The organism is Streptomyces parvus (assembly GCF_014648875.1).
Taxonomy (GTDB): domain Bacteria; phylum Actinomycetota; class Actinomycetes; order Streptomycetales; family Streptomycetaceae; genus Streptomyces; species Streptomyces parvus.
In genome coordinates this window covers 256759-279313 of the sequence record NZ_BMRY01000006.1, presented here as the reverse complement: position 1 = coordinate 279313, position 22555 = coordinate 256759, and the positions used below count along the sequence as shown (strand labels likewise).

At 71.4% G+C, this 22555-nt stretch carries 22 protein-coding genes and 1 pseudogene; 20 read left to right on the top strand and 3 right to left on the bottom strand.

Translation table 11 applies throughout. The features are described from left to right. Positions 1-3 precede the first annotated feature (3 nt). From IE140_RS36080 to prcA, 3 genes and pseudogenes are all read left to right on the top strand, one after another. A pseudogene (locus tag IE140_RS36080) lies at positions 4-196 on the top strand (endonuclease domain-containing protein); the annotation flags it as partial. Beyond that, a complete protein-coding gene (gene prcB / locus IE140_RS20525) occupies positions 148-993 on the top strand; it encodes a proteasome subunit beta (protein ID WP_150193568.1) in 846 nt (281 codons plus the stop codon). The pseudogene IE140_RS36080 and the gene prcB, both read left to right, overlap by 49 nt. A gap of 59 nt (positions 994-1052) precedes the next feature. Next, positions 1053-1871 carry a proteasome subunit alpha gene (gene prcA, locus IE140_RS20520; protein ID WP_109177993.1) on the top strand — a complete coding sequence of 273 codons (819 nt, stop codon included), beginning with the start codon at positions 1053-1055 and terminating at the stop codon, positions 1869-1871. Between the two features lie 46 nt (positions 1872-1917). Here prcA and IE140_RS20515 read toward each other — a convergent pair whose 3' ends face one another. Next, the gene (locus IE140_RS20515) at positions 1918-2952 is read right to left on the bottom strand and encodes a LacI family DNA-binding transcriptional regulator (RefSeq protein WP_093445012.1); all 1035 of its coding nucleotides are present in this window, start codon (positions 2950-2952) and stop codon (positions 1918-1920) included. Positions 2953-3087: 135 nt separating this feature from the next. On the opposite strand from IE140_RS20515, the gene IE140_RS20510 reads away from it, so the two are divergent. From IE140_RS20510 to IE140_RS20455, 12 genes are all read left to right on the top strand, one after another. After that, positions 3088-4347: an MFS transporter gene (locus tag IE140_RS20510; RefSeq protein ID WP_150193567.1), complete on the top strand. Its 1260-nt coding sequence runs from the start codon at positions 3088-3090 to the stop codon at positions 4345-4347. Between the two features lie 9 nt (positions 4348-4356). Beyond that, entirely contained in the window at positions 4357-5718 is a 1362-nt protein-coding gene (gene pafA, locus IE140_RS20505) for a Pup--protein ligase (protein ID WP_006123373.1), read from the top strand. 190 nt (positions 5719-5908) lie between these two features. Beyond that, complete coding sequence (locus tag IE140_RS20500; RefSeq protein WP_032767414.1) at positions 5909-6889, top strand: FKBP-type peptidyl-prolyl cis-trans isomerase; 981 nt, start codon at positions 5909-5911, stop codon at positions 6887-6889. A 105-nt stretch (positions 6890-6994) separates the two neighbouring features. Continuing rightward, positions 6995-7366, top strand: a complete 372-nt coding sequence (locus IE140_RS20495; protein WP_032767413.1) for an FKBP-type peptidyl-prolyl cis-trans isomerase — start codon at positions 6995-6997, stop codon at positions 7364-7366. A 159-nt stretch (positions 7367-7525) separates the two neighbouring features. Continuing rightward, complete coding sequence (locus IE140_RS20490) at positions 7526-8479, top strand: helix-turn-helix transcriptional regulator (protein WP_093445009.1); 954 nt, start codon at positions 7526-7528, stop codon at positions 8477-8479. Positions 8480-8492: 13 nt separating this feature from the next. Continuing rightward, positions 8493-9449, top strand: coding sequence for a helix-turn-helix transcriptional regulator (locus IE140_RS20485; protein WP_093445008.1), 957 nt, complete (start codon positions 8493-8495; stop codon positions 9447-9449). 23 nt (positions 9450-9472) lie between these two features. After that, the gene (locus IE140_RS20480; protein WP_189460604.1) at positions 9473-9811 is read left to right on the top strand and encodes a hypothetical protein; all 339 of its coding nucleotides are present in this window, start codon (positions 9473-9475) and stop codon (positions 9809-9811) included. Positions 9812-9845: 34 nt separating this feature from the next. Further along, positions 9846-10043 (top strand): hypothetical protein, encoded by a 198-nt coding sequence (locus tag IE140_RS20475; protein ID WP_006123367.1) that lies wholly within the window; start codon positions 9846-9848, stop codon positions 10041-10043. A 216-nt stretch (positions 10044-10259) separates the two neighbouring features. Next, positions 10260-10556, top strand: a complete 297-nt coding sequence (tatA, locus tag IE140_RS20470) for a Sec-independent protein translocase subunit TatA (RefSeq protein ID WP_030088270.1) — start codon at positions 10260-10262, stop codon at positions 10554-10556. A gap of 49 nt (positions 10557-10605) precedes the next feature. After that, on the top strand, positions 10606-11571 hold the full coding sequence (gene tatC, locus IE140_RS20465) for a twin-arginine translocase subunit TatC (RefSeq protein ID WP_100562184.1): 966 nt from the start codon (positions 10606-10608) through the stop codon (positions 11569-11571). A gap of 19 nt (positions 11572-11590) precedes the next feature. Next, a complete protein-coding gene (locus IE140_RS20460; RefSeq protein WP_150193566.1) occupies positions 11591-12484 on the top strand; it encodes a diacylglycerol kinase in 894 nt (297 codons plus the stop codon). Between the two features lie 81 nt (positions 12485-12565). After that, positions 12566-15406 carry a DEAD/DEAH box helicase gene (locus IE140_RS20455; RefSeq protein ID WP_093445005.1) on the top strand — a complete coding sequence of 947 codons (2841 nt, stop codon included), beginning with the start codon at positions 12566-12568 and terminating at the stop codon, positions 15404-15406. A 224-nt stretch (positions 15407-15630) separates the two neighbouring features. Here the strand turns inward: IE140_RS20455 and IE140_RS20450 are convergent, their stop codons facing one another. Together IE140_RS20450 and IE140_RS20445 are read right to left on the bottom strand one after the other, a co-directional pair. Then, entirely contained in the window at positions 15631-16068 is a 438-nt protein-coding gene (locus IE140_RS20450) for an SPW repeat protein (RefSeq protein ID WP_150198894.1), read from the bottom strand. 195 nt (positions 16069-16263) lie between these two features. Further along, positions 16264-16911, bottom strand: a complete 648-nt coding sequence (locus IE140_RS20445; protein WP_100562186.1) for a fasciclin domain-containing protein — start codon at positions 16909-16911, stop codon at positions 16264-16266. A gap of 217 nt (positions 16912-17128) precedes the next feature. Here IE140_RS20445 and IE140_RS20440 point away from each other — a divergent pair, with 217 nt between their 5' ends. The 5 genes from IE140_RS20440 to IE140_RS20420 are packed head-to-tail and all read left to right on the top strand — an operon-like array spanning position 17129 to position 22542. Further along, entirely contained in the window at positions 17129-18412 is a 1284-nt protein-coding gene (locus IE140_RS20440; protein ID WP_150195133.1) for an NAD(P)/FAD-dependent oxidoreductase, read from the top strand. Continuing rightward, positions 18406-19131, top strand: coding sequence for a DUF1365 domain-containing protein (locus tag IE140_RS20435; RefSeq protein WP_109177985.1), 726 nt, complete (start codon positions 18406-18408; stop codon positions 19129-19131). Before IE140_RS20440 ends, IE140_RS20435 begins: the two co-directional genes overlap by 7 nt. After that, entirely contained in the window at positions 19128-20393 is a 1266-nt protein-coding gene (locus IE140_RS20430; RefSeq protein ID WP_150195131.1) for an SAM-dependent methyltransferase, read from the top strand. The genes IE140_RS20435 and IE140_RS20430 overlap by 4 nt, the downstream gene beginning before the upstream one ends. Continuing rightward, positions 20390-21742 (top strand): class I SAM-dependent methyltransferase, encoded by a 1353-nt coding sequence (locus IE140_RS20425; protein WP_150195129.1) that lies wholly within the window; start codon positions 20390-20392, stop codon positions 21740-21742. The genes IE140_RS20430 and IE140_RS20425 overlap by 4 nt, the downstream gene beginning before the upstream one ends. Next, positions 21739-22542, top strand: coding sequence for a DUF1295 domain-containing protein (locus IE140_RS20420; RefSeq protein WP_150195127.1), 804 nt, complete (start codon positions 21739-21741; stop codon positions 22540-22542). Before IE140_RS20425 ends, IE140_RS20420 begins: the two co-directional genes overlap by 4 nt. Positions 22543-22555: the final 13 nt, after the last annotated feature.

Sequence of the window (22555 nt, the reverse complement as noted above, 5' to 3'; positions counted from 1 at the left end):
ATATCCCCCGCCGAACATGTGGATCACTCCCGCGGGGCGGGTAGGGTCCGTGGCACAAGTTGCTTCAACTGCAATTCGGCCATCGGCAAGTTGGGGGATGATCCTGACTCTCTTGCGCAGGGCCATCGCATACCTGGAGGGAAACGCGTGGAAGCCAACACTCGTAGCACCGGGCGTCTACCAGCTGCCTTCCTGACGCCGGGTTCGTCCTCGTTCATGGACTTCCTGTCCGAGCAGTCGCCCGAGATGCTCCCGGGCAACCGCAGCCTGCCGCCGCTCCAGGGGGCGATCGAGGCGCCGCACGGGACGACCATCGTCGCCACGTCCTTCCCCGGCGGCGTGGTCCTGGCCGGCGACCGGCGCGCCACCATGGGCAACATGATCGCGCAGCGCGACATCGAGAAGGTCTTCCCGGCCGACGAGTACTCCGCGGTGGGCATCGCGGGCACCGCCGGACTGGCCGTGGAGATGGTCAAGCTGTTCCAGCTGGAGCTGGAGCACTTCGAGAAAGTCGAGGGCGCCCAGCTCTCCCTGGAGGGCAAGGCCAACCGGCTCTCCACCATGATCCGCTCCAACCTCGCCATGGCCATGCAGGGCCTCGCCGTCGTCCCCCTCTTCGCGGGCTACGACATCGACCGCGACAAGGGCCGAATCTTCTCCTACGACGTCACCGGCGGCCGCTCCGAGGAGACCGGCTACGCCGCCACCGGCTCCGGGTCGATCTTCGCCCGCGGCTCGATGAAGAAGCTCTACCGCGAGGACCTGACGCAGGAACAGGCCCTCACCCTGGTCGTGCAGGCGCTGTACGACGCGGCGGACGACGACTCGGCGACCGGCGGCCCGGACGTGGCCCGCCGTATCTACCCGATCGTCACCGTCATCACCGACGAAGGCTTCCGGAGGCTGACCGACCAGGAGTCCTCCGAGATCGCGCGCTCCATCCTGGAACGCCGACTCGAGCAGCCCGACGGCCCGCGCGCCGCGCTGCTCTGATCCGGACTCCGAGCCTTTTTCCGATGCACTCGTCACTGACAGGAAGGGACGGATAGCCGGTGTCGACGCCGTTCTATGTCTCACCCCAGCAGGCCATGGCCGACCGGGCGGAATACGCCCGCAAGGGCATCGCCCGTGGTCGCAGCCTCGTTGTGCTGCAGTACGCCGACGGCATTGTGTTCGTCGGCGAGAACCCGTCCCGCGCGCTCCACAAGTTCAGCGAGATCTACGACCGGATCGGCTTCGCCGCCGCCGGCAAGTACAACGAGTACGAGAACCTCCGCATCGGCGGTGTGCGCTACGCCGATCTGCGCGGATACACCTACGACCGGGACGACGTGACGGCCCGTGGGCTGGCCAACGTCTACGCCCAGACGCTCGGCACCATCTTCTCCAGCGCGGCCGAGAAGCCGTACGAGGTGGAGCTGGTGGTCGCCGAGGTCGGCACCGACCCCGAGGGCGACCAGATCTACCGGCTGCCGCACGACGGTTCGATCGTGGACGAGCACGGCTCGGTCGCGGTCGGCGGCAACGCCGAGCAGATCAGCGGCTTCCTCGACCAGCGGCACCGCGACGGCATGACGCTGGCCGAGGCGCTCAAGCTGGCCGTCCAGGCCCTCTCGCGGGAGCCGGGCGGCGGCGAGCGGGAGATCCCCGCGGAGCGCCTGGAGGTCGCGGTCCTGGACCGCACCCGCCCCCAGCAGCGCAAGTTCAAGCGGATCGTCGGCCGTCAGCTGGCCCGGCTGCTGGAGACGGAATCCGCCGCCAGCACGCCCACGGACGCCCCGTCCGACGCCGAGGACGGCGACTCCACCGGTACGGACACCGGCCGCGCGTCCGGCTCCGAGTCCGGCTCCTCGGAGGAGACCGACAAGTAGCCGAGCGGTGCTCGACGTGCCCCCGGGTCCCGGCCCGGGGGCACCGTCATGCCCGGGCGGCGGGCGGGGGCGCCGTGGAGCCGCGTACGACGAGCTCGACCGGGAGACCGCCCTGTTCGGCGGGGCGGCCGTCCAGCACGGCGAGCAGCGCCTCCATGCCCCGTTCCCCGACCTGCTCCGCCGGCAGCCGCACGGTGGTCAGCTCCGGCTCCAGCGCGGTGGCCAGCGCCAGGTCGTCGAAGCCGGTCACCGACAGCTCGTCCGGCACCCGCAGCCCGAGCCTGCGCGCCGCCTTGCAGGCCCCGGCGGCGAGGATGTCGTCGTCGCAGATGATCGCGGTGGGCCGCTCCCCGGTGACCGCCAGAGCCTGCTCGGCCGCCTCACGCCCCGCCCCCACGTCCAGCGGAGCCCGCACCGTACGCACCGTCGCGTCACCCGCCGCGCCCAGCGCTTCGTGCAGCGCCTCCGCGCGCACCGCGAACGTCCAGGTGTCCACGGCGGACGCCAGATGCAGGAAGCGACGGTGGCCGAGCCCCAGCAGATGGTCCGTCACCTGCCGCATCCCGTCCGCGATGTCGAGGTTCACATGGGCGGCGGGACCGGTGTCCGAGGCGTCGCTGTCCAGCATCACCAGCGGCAGATCCGCCCCGTGCAGCGCGTCCAGCGCGTCGGCGGCCATCGAGGACGCGATGACCCCGTCGAGCGCGGCCCGGGCCGAGTCGAAGGGGTCCCGGGCCGGACCGGTGCCGTCCGGTGAGGGATAGAGCACCACGCCGAAGTCGTGCTCGGCGGCGAGCGCCGCGGCGCCCGCGTAGACCCGCGCGAAGAACTCGTTGGTGAGCGCGGGGACCACCAGCAGCGCCGTCCTGGTGCGGCCGAGCCGCAGACTGCGGGCCGCCAGATTGGGCCGGTAGCCGAGCTCCGCCGCGGCCTCCCTCACTCGCTGGGCCGTGACCTCCGACACCCGGCCCGGCCACTTCCCGCCGAGCACCAGGGAGACCGTCGCCTGGGAGACGCCCGCCGCACGGGCCACGTCACGACTGGTGGGCCGGGCGGGGACGGGCTGCTGCGGGCTGGTCACTCGTGCCTCCGTGCGGAACGTCTCCGTAGCGCCGCGGGGTGGACCCGCGAACTGCGCACATGGTACGTATGAACCTCGACGTTATACGTAACACTTCGGCGGGCGCACGGTCGGCCGGGGCGGAGAGGGGCGGGAATGGCCGCGGGATATCTGGACATCCTCCGGGCGCGGCACGCCGCCCGGCTGCTGACGGGCACCCTGGTGGGGCGGCTGCCCAACGGCACCGCGCACATCGCGATCGTGCTGTTCACCCGGGCGGAGGGCGGCAGCTACACCCTGGCCGGCGCGCTCGCCGCCGCGTACGGCCTGGCCACCGCCGTCGGGCAGCCGCTGCTCGGCCGCGCCGTGGACCTGTACGGGCAGCCGCGCGTCCAGCTCCCGGCCGCCGTGCTCTCCGCGCTCGGGATGGCCCTGCTGGCCCTCACCGGCCTCGGCTCGCTCCCGCTGGCCTGCCTCGCCGTGATCGTCGCCGGAGTCGCCACACCGCCCCTGGAGGGCGGTCTGCGGGCCCTGTGGCCCAGCGTCCTCAAGGGCGAGGGCCAGGTGCACCGGGCGTACGCCATGGACGCCGTGGCGCAGGAGATCATGTTCACCGTCGGACCGCTCCTGGTGACGCTGCTCGTCTCGCTCTGGTCCCCGGCCGCCGCGCTGCTCGTCATCAATGCCATCGGCGTCCTCGGCGCCCTCTCGGTCGTCCTGTCCGAGCCCTCGCGCACCTGGCGCTCCGCACCCCGCGAGGCGCACTGGCTCGGCGCCCTGCGCTCGTCCGGACTCCTGGCGCTCCTCGGCGCGTTCTTCTTCGTCGGCCTCGCGCTGGGCTCCATCACCGTGGCCGGGGTGGCCTACGCCGACGACCACGGGCGGGAGGCGGTGTACGGCTGGCTGATGGCCGCGCTCGGCCTCGGCGCGCTGATCGGCGGACTGGCCTACGGGGCGCGCCAGTGGGCCGGCGCCCCCGAGAAGCGGCTGCGGGTCATCGTCGGACTGCTGGCACTGGGCTATCTGCCGCTGACGCTCACCCCCTCGGTGCCGCTCATGACCGTCTTCGCCGCTCTCGCCGGAGTGTTCCTCGCGCCGGCCATCGCCTGCTCCTTCATCGTGGTCGACCGGCACGCCCCGCGCGGCACCGTGACCGAGGCGTTCTCCTGGCTCGTCACCACGTTCGGCGTAGGCGCCGCGGTCGGCACGGCCGTCGCCGGACCGGCCGTCGAACTCGGCTCGACCGCCTGGAGCTTCGCCGTCGCGGGGGCCGGGGGAGTAGCGGCTCTGATCGTCCTGCTGGCCACCGGAAGGGTCCTCGCAGCTCCCGTCCGTACCGCCGCCGTCGTGACGGGATCGGAAAATGATCGAAACGGTGCCGTCGAACCCGGTTTCAGCTCGGGCCACAAGGCGTAATGTTCAGTCATGGACCGCCGCATTTTCGGGCTGGAGAACGAGTACGGCGTCACGTGCACGTTCAGGGGACAGCGCCGACTGTCACCTGACGAAGTGGCGCGCTACCTCTTCCGCCGTGTCGTGTCATGGGGCCGCAGCAGCAACGTCTTTCTGCGGAACGGCGCCCGCCTCTACCTCGACGTGGGATCGCATCCGGAATACGCAACCCCGGAATGCGACAACGTGACCGAACTGGTCACCCACGACAAAGCCGGCGAGCGCATTCTCGAAGGCCTGCTCGTCGACGCCGAACGCCGCCTGCACGAGGAGGGAATCGCGGGCGACGTCTATCTCTTCAAGAACAACACCGACTCGGCGGGAAACTCCTACGGCTGCCACGAGAACTACCTCGTGGCCCGGCACGGAGAATTCTCCCGGCTCGCGGACATCCTCATTCCCTTCCTCGTCACCAGGCAGCTGATCTGCGGCGCCGGCAAGGTGCTCCAGACCCCGCGCGGCGCGGTCTACTGCGTCAGCCAGCGTGCCGAGCACATCTGGGAGGGCGTCAGCTCCGCGACGACCCGCTCCCGGCCGATCATCAACACCCGTGACGAACCGCACGCCGACGCCGAGCGGTACCGCCGCCTCCACGTCATCGTCGGTGACTCGAACATGTCCGAGACGACCATGCTGCTCAAGGTCGGCGCCACCGACCTGGTGCTCCGCATGATCGAGGCGGGCACCGTGATGCGCGACCTGACCCTGGAGAACCCGATCCGGGCGATCCGCGAGGTCAGCCACGACCTCACCGGACAGCGCAAGGTGCGCCTCGCCAGCGGCCGGGAGGCCTCGGCGATCGAGGTCCAGCGGGAGTACTACGAGAAGGCCGTCGACTTCGTCGAGCGCCGGGGTATCCGCACCGGCACCGTCGACCAGGTCCTGGAGCTGTGGGGCCGCGCCCTGGACGCGATCGAGGCCCAGGACCTCGACCGGATCGACACCGAGATCGACTGGGTCATGAAGTACAAGCTCATCGAGCGGTACCGGGCCAAGCACAACATGACCATGTCGAACCCGCGGGTCGCCCAGATAGACCTCGCCTACCACGACATCCACCGCCGGCGCGGTCTCTTCTACCTCCTGGAGAAGAAGGGCCAGACGGCCCGCATCTGCAACGACCTGAAGATCTTCGAGGGCAAGACGGTGCCCCCGCAGACCACCAGGGCGCGGCTGCGCGGCGACTTCATCCGCAGGGCCCAGGAGCAGCGCAGGGACTTCACCGTCGACTGGGTCCACCTCAAGCTGAACGACCAGGCGCAGCGCACGGTGCTGTGCAAGGACCCGTTCCGGTCCGTCGACGAACGGGTGGAGAAGCTGATCGCCGGCATGTGACCGGGCCGCCCGCGCGGCACCACTCGGGAGCGCGAAACCGCCCGGGAAAAGCGGAACCCGCGGGAAAAGGGACACAGTGTACGCCGGGGCCGGTCGCCCCGGCGTACAGCCGTGTCGGTACGCGTGATGCCGCTGGGGCGAAGTCGTAGAGTGGCGGGAGTGCCCGGAGCCCCCTACGCGAGTTGGACTGATGATCCCCACGAAAACTGCCCGGCGTGCCGCCGCCGTACTGGCCGTGCCCGCTCTGCTGATCACCGCCGCCTGCGGTTCCGATTCCAAGGACGACGCCGCGCCCAAGAACTCGGGGCCCGTCGCCGAGGTCTCCGGGAAGTTCGGTGCCGAGCCCAAGATCGAGATCGCCAAGGACGCCAAGGTGTCCGACGAGGTCGTCACGAGCGACGTCTCCACCGGTGACGGCGCCGAGGTGAAGAAGGGCGACATCGTCCGCCTGGACTTCGCCGGCAACATCGAGGCGCTCGGCTCCACCTGGGCCCAGCGGCAGGGTGCCGACCCGAAGGCCCCCCGCGCCCAGGTCGTGCAGGAGGTCGGCAAGCAGGGGCAGATGCTGCCGACCAAGGTCGCGGACGCGCTGGCAGGCCACAAGGTCGGCAGCCGGGTCCAGGTCGAAGGCACGGCCGAGGCGATCGTCGGCGAGCAGCTGAACCCGCAGTCCGGGATCAAGCCCACCGACCCGCTGGTCTGGGTCGTCGACATCGTCAACGCCAAGAAGGTCGACAAGAAGGGCGAGGCGAAGGGCGCCCAGGCCGCCAGCGAGGCCGGGATGCCCGAGGTGAAGGCCGCGTCGCAGAAGGCCGCGACCATCACCATCCCCAAGGGCGAGAAGGCCCCGAAGGACCTCAAGGAGCAGGTCCTGATCAAGGGCGACGGTGCCGCGGTCAAGGCCGGTGAAGGCCTGGTCGTCCAGTACACCGGGGTGAAGTGGGAGGACGGCGAGAAGTTCGACTCCTCCTGGGACCACGGTGGCGCGAGCGCCTTCCCGATCGGCGTCGGCGGCGTCATCCAGGGCTGGGACAAGGGCCTGGTCGGCAAGCACGTCGGCGACCGAGTCCTGCTGACCATCCCGCCCAACCAGGCCTACGGAGCCGACCCCTCCAACCAGCTGGCCAAGAACAACCTGGTCTTCGTCGTCGACATCCTCGGCACCGTCTGAGACATCCTCTCCGTACGGTGACACCCTCTCCGTACGTCCGGGCGACGGGGTGACCCGTGCAAGACTTGTGGGGTTTTTCCCCAAGATTCTTTTAGGAGCAGTTCAGTGAGCATCGAGAAGCCCGAGGTCGACTTCCCGGGCGGCGAGCCGCCGGCCGATCTGGAGATCAAGGACATCTGGGAGGGCGACGGCCCGGTGGCCCAGGCGGGCCAGACCGTCTCCGTCCACTACGTGGGTGTGTCCTTCTCCACCGGCGAGGAGTTCGACGCCTCCTGGAACCGCGGCACCCCGCTGCAGTTCCAGCTCGGTGCCGGCCAGGTCATCTCCGGCTGGGACAAGGGCGTGCAGGGCATGAAGGTCGGCGGCCGTCGCCAGCTGATCATCCCCGCCCACCTCGCCTACGGCGACCGCGGCGCCGGCGGCAAGATCGCCCCCGGTGAGACGCTGATCTTCGTCTGCGACCTCGTCGCGGCCTGATCCGTTCCGCTGTACGTCCGAGGGCTCCCGCCGTACGGCGGGAGCCCTCGGTGCTGTCCGGCGAGCCCCCACCGCGCTCCGGACCACGGCCCGACTTTGGATCCCCACACCCCGGGGCGGTAGGTTCGACCGTCGTAGAGCACCGGAGAAAGGGCGTCGATGGCGATTGCCAAGGCCGAGCGGTTGATGAACCTCGCGCTGTGCCTGCTGGGGACCCGGCGCCCCCTCAGCAAGCGCGAACTCCGCGGATCCATCGAGGCCTACCTCGAAGCGGGCTCCGACGACTCCTTCAACCGGATGTTCGAGCGCGACAAGGACGATCTGCGCGAGCTCGGACTCGTCATCGAGACCGTCGAGAACCTCGACGGCGACATCGGCTACCTCGCCCGCCGCGACAGCAACCGGCTGCCCCCCATCACCCTGGACGCCGAGGAGGCCGCCGCCCTCGGCCTCGCCGCCAAGGTCTGGCAGCAGGCCCGCCTCGCCGGGGCCGCCAGCGGTGCCCTGCAGAAGCTGCGCGCCGCCGGAATGCCCGAGGCCGAGGACGCCTACGAGGTCCACAGCGCCCTCGAACCCCGCATCCCCGTCCACGAGGCGGCCTTCGAGCCCCTGATGCTGGCCTGCCGCGACCGCCGACCCGTCACCTTCGACTACCGCAAGGCCAACTCCGCCCGCGCCGAACAGCGCCAGGTCGAACCCTGGACCCTCGAATGCTGGCGCGGCCACTGGTATCTGGCCGGCTGGGACCGTGAGCGGGGCGCCGAACGCGTCTTCCGGCTCTCCCGCATCACCGGCAAGGTCCGCTCCCGCGCCGGAGCCTTCAGCGCCGAGGTTCCCGACGTGGTCACCGTCCGCGAGACCGTCGAGAGCTGGGCCGGCGAGACCGCGACCCGGACCGCCCGGATCAGGCTCCGCGCCGGAGCCGGCTACCCGCTGCGCTCCCGCGCCACCGCCGTACGGGACCGGGGCGACGGCTGGGACGAGCTGGAGATCCCGTACGGACACGGGCTGGACGCCTGGCTCGTCGAGTTCGGCCCGGACGTCGTCGTGGAGGAACCCGCCGATCTGCGGGCCGATGTGGTGGACCGGCTCCGAGCCGTGGCCAAGGACTAGGGGAGCCGACACGATGGCCACGAACGCGATCGACCAGACCCGCCGGATGCTGTCCCTGGTGACGTATCTGCGCGAGCGGCCCGGCGCCCACGTCCAGGACGTGGCGCGGGCTTTCGGGATCACCGAGGACGAGCTGATCTCCGACCTCGACGTCCTGCCCATGTGCGGCACCAGCTTCCGCGGCGGCGACCTCCTCGACATCGACACCGACGGCGACCGCATCTGGTGGCACAACCCGGACGACGTCGCCGAACCGCTCCGGCTCGCCGCCGACGAGGCCACCGCGCTGCTCGTCGCCGCCCGCGCCGTCGCCACCCTGCCCGGCCTGCGCGAGAGCGACCGGGAGGCCCTCGTCCGCGCCACCGCCAAGCTGGAGACCGCCGCCGGCGAGTCCGGTGCGGCCAGCTCCCGGCTCTCGGTGACCTTCGAAGCGGAGGGCGGCGTCTTCGCCGACGTCGACCGGGCCATCTCCGAGCGCCGCCGCCTCTGGCTGCGCTACTACTCGCCCGCCCGCGACGAACTCACCGAGCGCGAGGTCGACCCGATCCGGCTCTTCGCCGTCGGCCACACCTACATGGAGGGCTGGTGCCGGCTCTCCGAGGCCCGCCGGACCTTCCGGCTCGACCGGGTCGCCGAGATCCGCCTCCTCGACGCCCCCGCCGCCCCGCCCGAGCTGGAACTGCGCGACCTGTCCGCCGGTCTCGTCCAGCCCGCGGCCGAGGACCCGGAGGTCGTGATCGAGGTCGGCACCGGCGGCCGCTGGGTCGCCGAGTACTACCCGCACGACAGTGCCGAAGAACTCCCCGACGGCGGCCTGCGCATCACCCTGCGCACCCCGGACCCGGCCTCGCTGCGCCGGCTCGCCCTGCGCCTCGGCGGTGACGGCCGCATCGTCGCCCCGCCGGAGCTCGCGGACAGCGCCCGCGAGGCCGCCCGCGAGGCGCTCGCCGCCTACGAGGACGCGGTCTGAGGGCCGGGGGGAGGGAGACGACGATGAACCGGACGCCCCTGTTCCCGGCCGCCTCCGGAGTCCGCCCGGAGGCTCCGCCCGGCACCGGGATACGCCCCGCGCACCGGTCGGGCACCGGTCCCGTCCCCGTGCCGGTCCCCGCAGCCGTGCGCTTCCGGGCAGCCTGCCCCGACTGCCGCGGGCGCTTCGAACTGGCCGCCGCCGCACTGCGGCTGGCGATCGGCGCCACCCGCCGCACCACCTTCTACACCTTCACCTGCCCCGAGTGCGGCGCCTCGGTCCGCAAGCCCGCCGGGGAGCGCATCATCGAACTGCTCACCGGCGGCGGCGTACGGACCCTGCGCCTGCACACCGCCCTGTAGCGCCGCGCAGCCGTACAGGAGAGAGGCCCCCCGTATGTTCTGGCCCATGCTCGCCATCGCCCTCGGATTCCTGGGCATCGCCGTGCTCGGCGTCCTCGGCATCAAGGTCTTCGTCGAGGCGCAGCGGCTCGGCCGCCAGGTCACCGACACCACCGAGCGCATCAACCGGGCCTCGGAGGACCTGGAGCGGGCCGCCACCCGGCTCGCGGCCACCGGTGACGGCCTGCGCTAGCGCGCCGGGGCCTGATGCCCCACAGCACCGGGGGGTACGCTGCATGGGTCGGCCCAGGCAGGGAGGTGCGGGGCCGCAAGCCGGAGTACGCACGGGCATTGCCTCGCGTTTACCCCTGCGGGTTACGATCGCTGCCAAGCGCAACGATCGGACGTATGCCCGGTCGAACGGGTAGCGAGCCCACCCCCAGCCGCCTCAGTGAGAAGGAAGTCGCACATGATCGGCAATCTGAAGCCCCTCGAGATCGTTCTGATCATCGCTGTCATCCTGCTGCTCTTCGGTGCCAAGAAGCTCCCCGACATGGCGCGCTCGCTCGGCAAGTCGGCCCGCATCCTCAAGAGCGAGGCCAAGGCCATGAAGAAGGACGACGCGGCGACCGCGACGCCCACCACGGAGACCGTCGACGACACGGTCCCCCCGCAGTCCACCACCGCGCGCACCATCCAGGCCGCGCCGGGAGACGTCACCAGCTCCCGCCCGGTCAACGAGGCCAAGCCCACCACCCAGAGCTGACCGCCGACGCGCTCCGCCGACAGCCGCCGCACGAGACGAGGGAAGTGGGTTGCTCAAGTCTGCCCGCAAGCAGGAGAAGGACGACGAGGGGCGGATGCCTCTCCTCGATCACCTGCGTGAGCTGCGTAACCGGCTGCTGAAGGCCGTCCTGGCGATCGTCGTGGTGACGATCGTGGCGGCGTTCTTCCAGAAGGAGATCTACGACTTCCTTCTGCGCCCTCTGCTCGAATCCGTCGGCTGCAAAGACGGCGTCGTCGTCGCCGTCAACGGCAAGCCCTGCGCGCTGCTGAAGACCAACACCCTGCTGGCGCCGTTCACCAACGCCCTCAAGGTCGCTCTGATGTCCGGTGTGCTGCTCGCCACGCCGGTCTGGCTGTACCAGCTGTGGGCCTTCGTCGCCCCGGGGCTGCACAAGGGCGAGAAGCGCTACGCCTACGCCTTCGCCGTGGTGGGCGCACCCCTCTTCATCTCCGGCGGCTACCTCGCCTACGCGATCCTCCCGCAGACCGCCGAGATCATGCTCGGGTTCAGCCCCGACAACGTGCAGAACCAGATCGAGCTCGACAGCTACCTGGACCTGCTGGTCCGGATGGTGATCGTCTTCGGCATCGCCTTCGAGCTGCCCCTGCTGCTCATCGCGCTGAACATGACGGGCGTCGTCACTGGCAAGCGGATGCTCGGCTGGTGGCGCGGCATGATCGTCGGCCTCACCGCCTTCGCGGCGATCGCCACTCCCGGCGGCGAACCGCTCTCCATGCTGCTCCTCGCCGGGCCGCTCGCCTTCCTCTACTTCGTCGCCACCGGCTTCTCCCTCCTGAACGACAAGCGGCGCAACCGCAACAACCCCGACGCCGAGCTCAGCGACGACGAGGCATCGCAGCTGGATCTGACGCCCGAGCCCGTCGGCCGTGTGGAGAACGTGTCCTCCTCCCGCCCCGCGCTGCCCGGCCAGAACACCGGTGAGGCGGACGGGCCCGGATCGCAGCGGCTGAACGGTTACGACGACATCACCTGACCTTGTAGGGTCCGGAAGGGTGACCAGCGAGATCACCCTCTTCGTCAATCCCACCGCGGGACGCGGCCGGGGCGCGCACGCCGCGCAGCCGGCCGCTTCCGCGTTGCGGGACGCCGGATTCTCCGTCCGTACGGTGCTGGGTGAAGACGCCGACGACGCCCTGCGCCGGGCCCGCGAGGCCGTCGCGGCGGGGACCGGGGCAATGATAGCCGTGGGCGGGGACGGGCTGATGTCCCTCGCCCTCCAGGCCGTCGCGGGGACGAGTACGCCGCTGGGCGTCGTCGCCGTCGGCACCGGCAACGACTTCGCCCGTGCGCTGGGGCTGCCGATCCGCGACCCGGCCGCCGCCGGACGGCTGGCCGCCCGGGCCCTCAAGGACGGCGGCCACCGCGAGATCGACCTGGGGCGGGTCGGAGGCCGCTGGTTCGGCACCGTCCTCGCCTCCGGCTTCGACTCCCGGGTCAACGACCGGGGCAACCGGATGCGCCTCGTCGGCGGCCGGTTCAAGTACGACCTCGCGATCCTCGCCGAACTGGCCGCCTTCAAGCCGATCCCGTACCGGATCCGGCTCGACGGGGGCGAGGTCCGCGAGATCGGGGCGACGCTCATCGCGGTGGGCAACGGGACCACGTACGGCGGGGGCATGCGGATCTGCGCCGAGGCCGAGATGGACGACGGGCTCTTCGACGTGACCGTGGTCGGGGAGTGCACCCGCACCGAGCTGCTCAAGGTCTTCCCGAAGGTCTACAAGGGCGCGCATCTGACCCACCCCGCCGTCACCGTGCACCGGGTCTCCTCGATCGAGCTGGTGGCATCCGGTGTCACGGCGTACGCGGACGGCGAACCGATGGGGCCCCTGCCGCTCACCGCCACCTGCGTACCGGGGGCCGTGCGGGTGCTCACGGGGCGCTGACCGGCTCCGACCGGGTGGCAGCCCAAGGGGATTTAAAGATCGGGCTGACTGTCAGAGGTGACGGGTAGGCTCGTAGCCAAGATGACAGAGGACCTCTCACCAGCTGAGCGATACCAGGCATCCCGCGCCCGTGCGGCCGAGATGGCGACGGCCCTCGGGCCCTTCCGGGAGATGTACGACTTCGGTCTGGACCCGTTCCAGATCGAGGCCTGCCAGGCCCTGGAGGCGGGCAAGGGGGTGCTGGTCGCGGCGCCCACCGGGTCGGGCAAGACGATCGTCGGCGAGTTCGCCGTGCACCTGGCCCTGGAGCAGGGCCGCAAATGCTTCTACACCACGCCGATCAAGGCGCTCTCGAACCAGAAGTACGCCGACCTGGTCAAGCGGTACGGCGCGGACAAGGTCGGGCTGCTGACCGGCGACAACAGCGTCAACTCCGAGGCGCCGGTGGTCGTGATGACCACCGAGGTCCTGCGGAACATGCTGTACGCGGGCTCGCAGTCGCTCTCCGGCCTCGGCTATGTGGTCATGGACGAGGTGCACTACCTCTCCGACCGCTTCCGGGGCGCGGTGTGGGAGGAAGTGATCATCCACCTCCCGGAGTCGGTGACGCTGGTCTCCCTCTCGGCGACCGTGTCCAACGCGGAGGAGTTCGGCGACTGGCTGGACACCGTGCGCGGCGACACCGAGGTCATCGTCTCCGAGCACCGGCCGGTGCCGCTGTGGCAGCACGTGATGGCCGGACGCCGGATGTACGACCTCTTCGAGGAGGGCACCGACCACGGCGGCCGGGGCGCCGGACGCCGTGAGGTCAACCCGGACCTGGTCCGCCTCGCCCGCCAGGAGAGCCAGAACACCTACAACCCGCGCGACCGCCGCCGGGGCAAGATGGTGCGCGAGGCCGACCGCGAGCGCGAGCGGCGTCAGCGCGGCCGGATCTGGACGCCCGGCAGGCCCGAGGTCATCGACCGGCTGGACAACGAGGGGCTGCTCCCCGCGATCACGTTCATCTTCAGCCGGGCGGGCTGCGAGGCCGCCGTCCAGCAGTGTCTGTACGCCGGACTCCGGCTCAACGACGAGGACAACCGCCGGCTGGTCCGCGAGATCGTCGAGGAGCGGACCGCGTCCATCCCCGGCGAGGACCTCCACGTCCTGGGCTACTACGAATGGCTCGAAGGCCTGGAGCGGGGCATCGCCGCCCACCACGCGGGCATGCTGCCGACGTTCAAGGAGGTCGTCGAGGAGCTGTTCGTCCGGGGGCTGGTCAAGGCCGTCTTCGCCACCGAGACCCTGGCGCTCGGCATCAACATGCCCGCGCGCTCGGTGGTGCTGGAGAAGCTCGTCAAGTGGAACGGCGAGCAGCACGCCGACATCACCCCCGGCGAGTACACCCAGCTCACCGGCCGGGCCGGACGCCGCGGCATCGACGTCGAGGGCCACGCGGTGGTCCTGTGGCAGCGCGGCCTCGACCCGACGGCGCTGGCCGGCCTCGCGGGCACGCGTACGTATCCGCTGCGCTCCAGCTTCCGCCCCTCGTACAACATGGCGGTCAACCTGGTGCAGCAGTTCGGGCGGCACCGGTCGCGCGAGCTGCTGGAGACCTCGTTCGCCCAGTTCCAGGCCGACAAGTCGGTGGTCGGGATTTCGCGGCAGGTGCAGCGCAACGAGGAGGGCCTGGAGGGCTACAAGGAGGGCATGACCTGCCACCTCGGGGACTTCGAGGAGTACGCGCGCCTGCGGCGCGACCTCAAGGACCGCGAGACGGAGCTGGCCAAGCAGGGCGCGGCCCAGCGGCGGGCGGCGGCGGCCTCGTCCCTGGAGAAGCTGAGGCCGGGCGATGTCATCCACGTTCCGACGGGGAAGTTCGCGGGGCTGGCCCTGGTGCTGGATCCGGGGCTGCCCGCCGGGCGGGCCAACGGGCATCGCGGCTTCGACCACCACGACGGGCCTCGGCCGCTGGTGCTGACGGCCGAGCGGCAGGTCAAGCGGCTGGCCTCGATGGACTTCCCGGTGCCGGTGGAGGCGCTGGACCGGATGCGCGTCCCGAAGTCGTTCAACCCGCGCTCGCCGCAGTCCCGGCGTGATCTGGCCTCCGCGCTGCGGTCCAAGGCCGGGCACATCGTGCCCGACCGGCACCGCAAGGGGCGGGCGCCGGCCGCCGACGACCGCGAGATCGCCCGGCTGCGGACCGAGCTGCGCGCCCACCCCTGCCACGGGTGCGACGAGCGGGAGGACCACGCGCGGTGGGCCGAGCGCTACCACCGGTTGCAGCGGGACACACGGCAGCTGGAGAAGCGGATCGAGGGGCGGACGAACACGATCGCCCGGACCTTCGACCGGATCGTCGCGCTCCTCACCGAGCTGGACTACCTCCGGGGCAACGAGGTCACCGCCAACGGGCGGCGGCTGGCCCGGCTCTACGGTGAGCTGGATCTGCTGGCCAGCGAGTGCCTGCGCGAGGGTGTGTGGGAGGGGCTCAACCCGGCTGAGCTCGCCGCGTGCGTCTCGGCTCTGGTGTACGAGGCGCGGCAGGCCGATGACGCGGTCGCGCCCAAGCTGCCGTCCGGTCCTGCCAAGGTCGCCATGGGCGAGATGGTGCGGATCTGGGGGCGGCTTGATGGTCTGGAGGAGGACTTCAAGATCAACCAGACGGAAGGGGTCGGACAGCGCGAGCCCGATCTCGGCTTCGCCTGGGCGGTCTACATGTGGGCCTCCGGCCGGACGCTGGACGAGGTGCTGCGCGAGGCGGAGATGCCGGCGGGGGACTTCGTGCGGTGGTGCAAGCAGGTGATCGACGTGCTGGGGCAGGTGGCCGCGGCGGCGCCTCGGGATGCGGGGGAGGGGGCTTCCGGCGTGGCCAAGAGTGCGCGGAAGGCGGTGGATGCGGTGTTGCGGGGGGTTGTGGCGTACAGCTCGGTGGGGTGAGGAGCGGGTGGCCCGGTGCGGGAGTGGGGCGCCTGCGGCGGGCTTGCCCCCTCCCCGCCCCTTCCCGAAACCGGGGCTCCGCCCCGGACCCCGCTCCTCAAGCGCCGGAGGGGCTGGAAGGTGGGGCGCTGCCCCGGACCCCGCTCCTCAAGCGCCGGAGGGGCTGAGAGCCCCAGGCCGAGGTGAGGAGCGGGGGCGTAGGGGTCGCGCGTCGCGCTCGTCCGTCACGCGCTGCGGGTTCTGGCCGCTGCTCCTGCGCAGACCATGCCCAGCAGTACCGTCAGTCCGCCGACGATGATGTTGTTGATCACGATTCCGGCGTCCGGGCTGCTGCCCACCACCCAGGTCGACACGATGATCCACGCCCCGATGGCGCACATCGCCCAGCTCAGGCCGTACATGCGCTCGGGCATCACGGTGAAGCCGAGAGCCAGCACCGCGATGGCGATACCCATCACGAGGTTGTGCGTGACCAGGGCCGGCTGGCTCGCCGTGAAGTGGAGCACCCACGGGGAGACGGCGCAGTAGAGGCCGACGAGGAAGACCGGCGCGTCCACCAGCGCCACATCGCGGCCGCCCATCACGCGGTCGTACCGTGCACGCATTTCGGAGGCGTCGGGGTGGCCCGACAAGTCACTCCTCGCGTGTGAGACGTTGCTCATGAGTTTTCGTCTCCTTCGGTCCTGCGGGCCCTGCCGCTGTGCGGAGGGGTGCGGCAGGCACCCATACCTCCATAGTGCGCTTATCCAGCGCTTATGTGTACATTTCGGGCGCGGTTTTTCCCGGGTACGACGAGGGGCGGGCAGCCGCGTGCACCGCGGCTGCCCGCCCCTCGTCGATGGGGGAATCGGTGGGGACTACTTCGGGGGCATCAGGACCGTGTCGACGATGTAGACCGTCGCGTTGGCGGTCGGGACGTTGCCGCAGACGACCTTCGAGTCGTCGTTCACGGTGTACTCGGTGCCCGAGCCGGCCGTCGTCAGCTTGCTCTTCTCCAGGGTGTCGAAGGACCCCTTCTCCAGCTGCTGCGGCGTCAGCTTCTCGCCCACCACGTGGTAGGTGAGGACCTTGGTGAGCTCGGCCTTGTTCGCCAGCAGCGCGTCCAGGTCGGCCTTCGGGATCTTCGCGAAGGCGTCGTTCGTCGGGGCGAACACCGTGATGTTCTCGGCGTTGTTGAGCGTGTCGACCAGGCCGGCCTGCTTCACTGCGGCCACCAGCGTCGACAGCTCCTCGTTGTTCGAGGCGGCCGTCGCGACCGGGTCCTTCGCCATGCCGTCGAACGAGCCCGCGCCTTCCTTCGGCACCGACGAACAGGCCGGGCCGAACGGCTCGTTCATGGTCGCCGAGTCGTCGGCCGAGGGGCTCGCCGGCGCGGACGCGCTGGGTGTGGAGCCGGCTGCCGAGTCCTTGGAGGAGTCGTCCGACGAGCAGGCGGTCAGCGCCAGCGGCAGCACGGCTGCTGCGGACACGGCGACGGCTGCGCGGCGGAAGAGGAGCGTGTTCATGGCGTTCTCCTGGATCGGAAGTGTCGTGCGGAGAGCTGTCTGTTCTGACACAGGGGGTTCGGCGCGGGGCGGCCGGCGGATTGGTCGCCAGGTCTTCATTCACTCGTTCGGAGCAGATCCGGTGATCGACCAATCCGCTCGGCCGCCGGCCACGAATGCCGGTTGAGGGGCGCTCCAGCAGCGCTCCGACCAGGCGGTAGGACCGGAGGGAGCCGGAATGGCAGGGGAACGGCGGCGTACGGCCGTGGTGGGAGCGGGAGTGGCGGGACTGACCGCGGCCCACGTTCTCCGCGACGCTCATGAGGTGACGCTGTACGAAGCGGACGACCGCGTCGGCGGCCACGCCCACACCCACGAGCTGGGCGCGTCCGACGGCCGGGTCCACCGTGTCGACTCCGGGTTCATCGTGCACAACCGGCGGACCTACCCCCACCTGCTGCGGCTCTTCGACGAACTGGGCGTCGCCACCCAGGAGGCCGAGATGTCGATGTCCGTACGGTGCGAGGGGTGCGGTCTGGAGTACGCCGGAGCCCGTGGGCCCGCCGGGCTCTTCGCGCAGCCGCGCTCCGCCGTGCGCGGCCCCTATCTGCGGATGCTCGCCGAGGTGCCGCGCTTCCACCGTGCCGCCCGGGCCCTGCTCGCGCTCCCGGAGAACGGGGCGAGCGGGGAGAGCGGGATGACGCTGGGGGAGTTCGCCCGGCGCGGACGCTTCTCGCCGTACTTCCACGCCCACTTCCTGACGCCCATGGTCTCCGCCGTCTGGTCCTGCGACCCGGTCACCGCCCTGCGCTACCCGGCCCGCTACCTCTTCCGGTTCCTCGACCACCACGGCATGCTCACCGTCAGCGGCTCCCCGGTCTGGCGCACCGTCACCGGCGGCTCGCGCGCTTACGTCGACCTTGTCGTCAAGCAGCTCGCCGCCGTGCGCACCGCCACCCCGGTCCGCGCCGTCACCCGGCACGCGGACGGCGTCGACGTGACCACCGAGGACGGCACGACCACCTCGTACGACTCCGTCGTCATCGCCACCCACCCCGACCAGGCGCTGCGGATGCTCGCCGACCCGACCGACGCCGAGCGCAGCACGCTCGGCGCGTTCCGGTACTCCCGCAACCCGACCCTGCTGCACACGGACACCACGCTGCTTCCCCGCGCCCGAGGAGCCAGGGCCTCCTGGAACTACCTGATGCCCTCGTGCGCCGCCGACGCCGACCGGGTCACCGTCAGCTACGACATGAACCGGCTCCAGCGTCTGGACGCCCCGGACACCTTCGTCGTCACGCTGAACGGCGCCGACCGGGTCGACCCGGACACCGTCCGCGCCCGCATGGTCTACGAGCACCCCGTCTACACCCCGGAGTCGGTCGCGGCCCAGGCCCGGCTGCACACCCTGTCCGGTCCCGTCACCGCCTACGCGGGGGCGTACCACGGCTGGGGCTTCCACGAGGACGGTTGCCGTTCGGGGGTCGAGGCCGCCGCCGCCCTGGGGGTGAGGTGGTGAGCGCCCTCTACCCGTGCACGATCACGCACGTACGGAACCGGCCGACGAAGTACGCGCTCCGGCACCGGACCTACCTGTGGCTGATCGACCCCGACCGGCCGCCCCGGCTGCCGCGCGCCCTGCGCCCGCTGGCCCGGTTCGATGCCCGCGACCACTTCGGCGGCACCGCCCCCACCATCCGGGCCGGGCTCGAACGCTTCCTGCGGGCCCGGGGCGTGGAGCTGGGCGACGGCACCGTCACCATGCTCACCCAGGCCCGGGTGTTCGGGTACGTCTTCAACCCGATCACCGTCTACTGGTGCCACCGCGCCGACGGCAGTCCCCTCTGCGTCGTCGCCGAGGTGCACAACACGTACGGCGGACGGCACGGCTATCTCCTGCGTCCCGACGGGAATGACCGTGCCGTGACCGGCAAGGAGTTCTACGTCTCGCCGTTCTTCCCCGTGGACGGCGGCTACCGGATGCGGCTGCCCGAACCCGGGTCCCGGCTCGACCTGAGCGTCCACCTGGAGCGCGAGGGGGGCCGCCCGTTCACCGCGACCGTACACGGCAGGCGCAGACCGGCCACCCCCCGCGAGCTGGTGCGTCTCGCCCTGCGCCACCCTCTCTCCACCGTCCTCGTTTCCGCCGCGATCCGCCTGCACGGCATCCGGCTCTACCTGCGCGGGCTCCCCGTGCAACCCCGTCCCCCGCACCGCACACAGGAAGGCATGCAGTGACCGCTCCCACTTCGGCGCTGCCGGCAGAGCACACCCCCGGGACCGACCCGGAACGCTGGCCCGACATCGTCACCCTGCCCCGGGTCTCCCGCGCCCGGACCGCCGTCGCCGAACGCATCGTCCGCCGCGCGCTCGGCCGGCTCCCCCTGCGCGCCCGGCTCGCGGGCCGAGGCGACATCGGCCTCGGCGGGCCGCTCATGGACATCCGCGACCCCGACGCCTTCTTCCGGCGGATCGGGGCGAGCGGACTCATCGGCTTCGGCGAGTCCTACATGGCCGGCGAGTGGGACGCGCCCGACCTCGTCGCCGTGCTGACCGTCCTCGCCGACAACGCCGCCGACCTCGTCCCCCGCTCCCTGCAACGCCTGCGCGGCATCTGGCATCTGCGCAGGCCCGCCGCGCAGATGAACACCCCCGAGGGCTCCCGGGACAACATCAGCCACCACTACGACCTGTCCAACGATCTGTTCGCCCTCTTCCTCGACGAGACGCTCTCCTACTCCTCCGCCGTCTTCCGCGGCTTCCCCGCCGCACACGACCTGCTGCCCGCCGCCCAGCACCGCAAGATCGACCGGCTGCTCGACGCCGCCGGGGTCACCGACGGCACCCGGCTGCTGGAGATCGGCACCGGCTGGGGCGAACTGGCCATCCGCGCGGCCGCCCGCGGCGCCCGGGTCACCACCGTCACCCTCTCCGCCGAACAGCGCGAACTGGCCCGGGCCCGCATCCGCGAAGCCGGGTTCGAGGACCGCGTCGAGGTACGGCTGAGCGACTACCGCCAGGTCACCGGCGACTACGACGCGATCGTCAGCGTCGAGATGATCGAGGCGGTCGGCGAGGAGTTCTGGCCGGTCTACTTCCAGACCCTGGACCGGCTGCTCGCCCCCGGCGGCCGGATCGCTCTCCAGGCCATCACCATGCCCGACGACCGGCTGCGCGCCAGCCGCTCCACGTACACGTGGATCCACAAGTACATCTTCCCCGGTGGACTGCTGCCCTCCACCGAGGCCGTCGAGCGGATCACCACCGGCCACACCCGGCTGCGCACCACCCAGCGCATCCGGTTCGGCGCGCACTACGCCGAGACGCTCCGGCTGTGGCGCGAGCGGTTCACCGAGCGGACCGCCGAGGTCGACGCCCTCGGCTTCGACGCCGTCTTCCGCCGGATGTGGACCTTCTACCTCGCCTACTCCGAAGCGGGCTTCCGCTCCGGCTATCTCGATGTGCAGCAACTGCTGCTGACCCGTGAGGAGACCGCGTGACCACCTCCGCCACCAGGCCGCCCGCCCGGCGCACCCCGACCGGGGCCGCCCAGCGCGTCGAACCGCTGATCGAGCGGTTCCTCGGCGGCGGACTGCCGGTCCGGGTACGGATGTGGGACGGCAGCGAGACCGGACCGCGGGACGCCCCCACCGTCCATGTGCGGACCCGCAGAGCGCTGCGCCGCCTGCTGTGGGAGCCGGGCGAACTCGGCCTCGCCGAGGCCTACATCACCGGTGACATCGACCTCGACGCCGACCTCGCCGACGGGCTGCGCGCCATGCGCCGCGCCGTCCGCGAACGCGGCCTCACCGCTCCCGCGCCCGCCCTCGCCGACCGCGTCAAGGCGGCCGGCCTCGCCCTGCGCCTCGGCGCGGTCGGCCCCCGGCCGCCGGTGCCCGCCGCCCGCGCGGGACTGCGCGGGGAACTGCACAGCAAGGCCCGCGACCGGGCGGCGATCAGCCACCACTACGACCTGTCCAACGCCTTCTACGCCCTGCTCCTCGACGACACGATGGCGTACTCCTGCGGCTACTGGACCAGCGACGCACCCGGCTACGGCCCGGCCGACGCCCAGCGCGACAAGCTGGAGCTGATCTGCCGCAAGCTCGGACTGCGGCCCGGCGCACGGCTGCTGGACATCGGCTGCGGCTGGGGTTCGCTGACCCTGTACGCGGCCGAGCACCACGGTGTCCGCGTCACCGCCGTCACTCTCGCCGCCGAACAGGCCGCGTACGTACGGCAGCAGGTCGAAAGCCGTGGGCTCGGCGAGCTCGTCGAGGTGCTGAACATCGACTACCGGGACATCGCGGACCGGTCCGGGACCCGGGGCGCGTACGACGCCGTCTCCACCATCGAGATGGGCGAACACGTCGGGGACGCCGAGTATCCGGCGTTCACCCGGATCCTGCACGACGCCCTCCGGCCGCAGGGCCGGGCCATGGTCCAGCAGATGTCACGCGGTACGACCGCTCCTGGCGGCGGCGCGTTCATCGAGTCCTACATCGCCCCCGACATGCACATGCGGCCGCTCGGCGAGACCGTCGCCCTGCTGGAGGGCTCGGGGCTGGAGGTCCGCGACGTCGAATCCCTGCGCGAGCACTACGTGTGGACGGTGGAGGCCTGGCGGCGCACCCTGGAGGAGCGCTGGGCCGAGTTCGTCGCCATGGTGGGGGAGGAGACCGCGCGGGTGTGGCGGCTCTATCTCGTCGGCGGCGCGCTCGCGTTCGAGGAGCGGCGGATGGGCGTCGACCAGATCCTGTCCGTACGGCCCGACCCGGTCGGCTCCGCCGCGATGCCCGCCACCCGGCGCGACTGGTACGCACCGGCCGGTCCCGCGGGGCAGCGATGAGCGGCTTCGCCTGGGACGCGTTCGCGAGCGGGCTCGCGGGCGCGGCCGTCGCCGCCCTCGGCGTCATGCTCGTCACCTTCGCCGTCGCCCTGAACAAGGGGGTGCACCGGATCGTCGACATCGCCTGGGGGCTCGGGTTCGCCGTCGTCGCCCTGGTCTCCTACGCCCTCTCGGCGGGCGAGGGCGACGACGGCCGCCGACTGCTCGTCACCGCGCTGACCGTGATCTGGGGGCTGCGCCTCGCGATCCACATCGGGCGGCGCGGGAGGGGCCACGGCGAGGACCCGCGTTACGAGAAGATGCTGGCCAAGGCCCCCGGCAACCCCCAGCTGTACGCCCTGCGCAAGGTGTATCTGCTCCAGGGCGCGCTGGTCTGGCTCGTCTCGCTCCCGGTGCAGGCCGCGCAGTACCTCACCGCGCCGCTCGCCTGGTGGGCCTGGGCGGGGGTGCTGCTGTGGGCGGTCGGGCTGGCCTTCGAGGCGATCGGTGACGCCCAGCTCGCCCGGTTCAAGGCCGACCCCGCCAACAAGGGGAAGATCATGGACCGGGGGCTGTGGTCCTGGACCCGCCATCCGAACTACTTCGGCGACTTCTGCGTCTGGTGGGGCCTCTTCGTCTTCGTCTGCCAGGCGCCGGCCGCCGCTGCCGCGACCGTCGTCGCCCCGCTGGTGATGAGCTTCCTGCTGACCAAGGGCAGCGGCGCGGCCCTGCTGGAGCGTCATATGGCCGACCGGCCCGGGTTCGCCGAGTACCGGGCCCGGACGAGCGGCTTCTTCCCGCGGCCGCCGCGCCGGGCGTGAGACACCGGAAGGG

Coding starts and splice junctions, on each gene's coding strand:
- IE140_RS20485 (WP_093445008.1), top strand. CDS start 8,493: ATGGCCACGAACGCGATCGACCAGACCCGCCGGATGCTGTCCCTGGTG.
- IE140_RS20480 (WP_189460604.1), top strand. CDS start 9,473: ATGAACCGGACGCCCCTGTTCCCGGCCGCCTCCGGAGTCCGCCCGGAG.
- IE140_RS20490 (WP_093445009.1), top strand. CDS start 7,526: ATGGCGATTGCCAAGGCCGAGCGGTTGATGAACCTCGCGCTGTGCCTG.
- IE140_RS20510 (WP_150193567.1), top strand. CDS start 3,088: ATGGCCGCGGGATATCTGGACATCCTCCGGGCGCGGCACGCCGCCCGG.
- IE140_RS20445 (WP_100562186.1), bottom strand. CDS start 16,911: ATGAACACGCTCCTCTTCCGCCGCGCAGCCGTCGCCGTGTCCGCAGCA.
- IE140_RS20500 (WP_032767414.1), top strand. CDS start 5,909: ATGATCCCCACGAAAACTGCCCGGCGTGCCGCCGCCGTACTGGCCGTG.
- IE140_RS20475 (WP_006123367.1), top strand. CDS start 9,846: ATGTTCTGGCCCATGCTCGCCATCGCCCTCGGATTCCTGGGCATCGCC.
- tatA (WP_030088270.1), top strand. CDS start 10,260: ATGATCGGCAATCTGAAGCCCCTCGAGATCGTTCTGATCATCGCTGTC.
- IE140_RS20440 (WP_150195133.1), top strand. CDS start 17,129: ATGGCAGGGGAACGGCGGCGTACGGCCGTGGTGGGAGCGGGAGTGGCG.
- IE140_RS20455 (WP_093445005.1), top strand. CDS start 12,566: ATGACAGAGGACCTCTCACCAGCTGAGCGATACCAGGCATCCCGCGCC.
- IE140_RS20420 (WP_150195127.1), top strand. CDS start 21,739: ATGAGCGGCTTCGCCTGGGACGCGTTCGCGAGCGGGCTCGCGGGCGCG.
- IE140_RS20450 (WP_150198894.1), bottom strand. CDS start 16,068: ATGAGCAACGTCTCACACGCGAGGAGTGACTTGTCGGGCCACCCCGAC.
- pafA (WP_006123373.1), top strand. CDS start 4,357: ATGGACCGCCGCATTTTCGGGCTGGAGAACGAGTACGGCGTCACGTGC.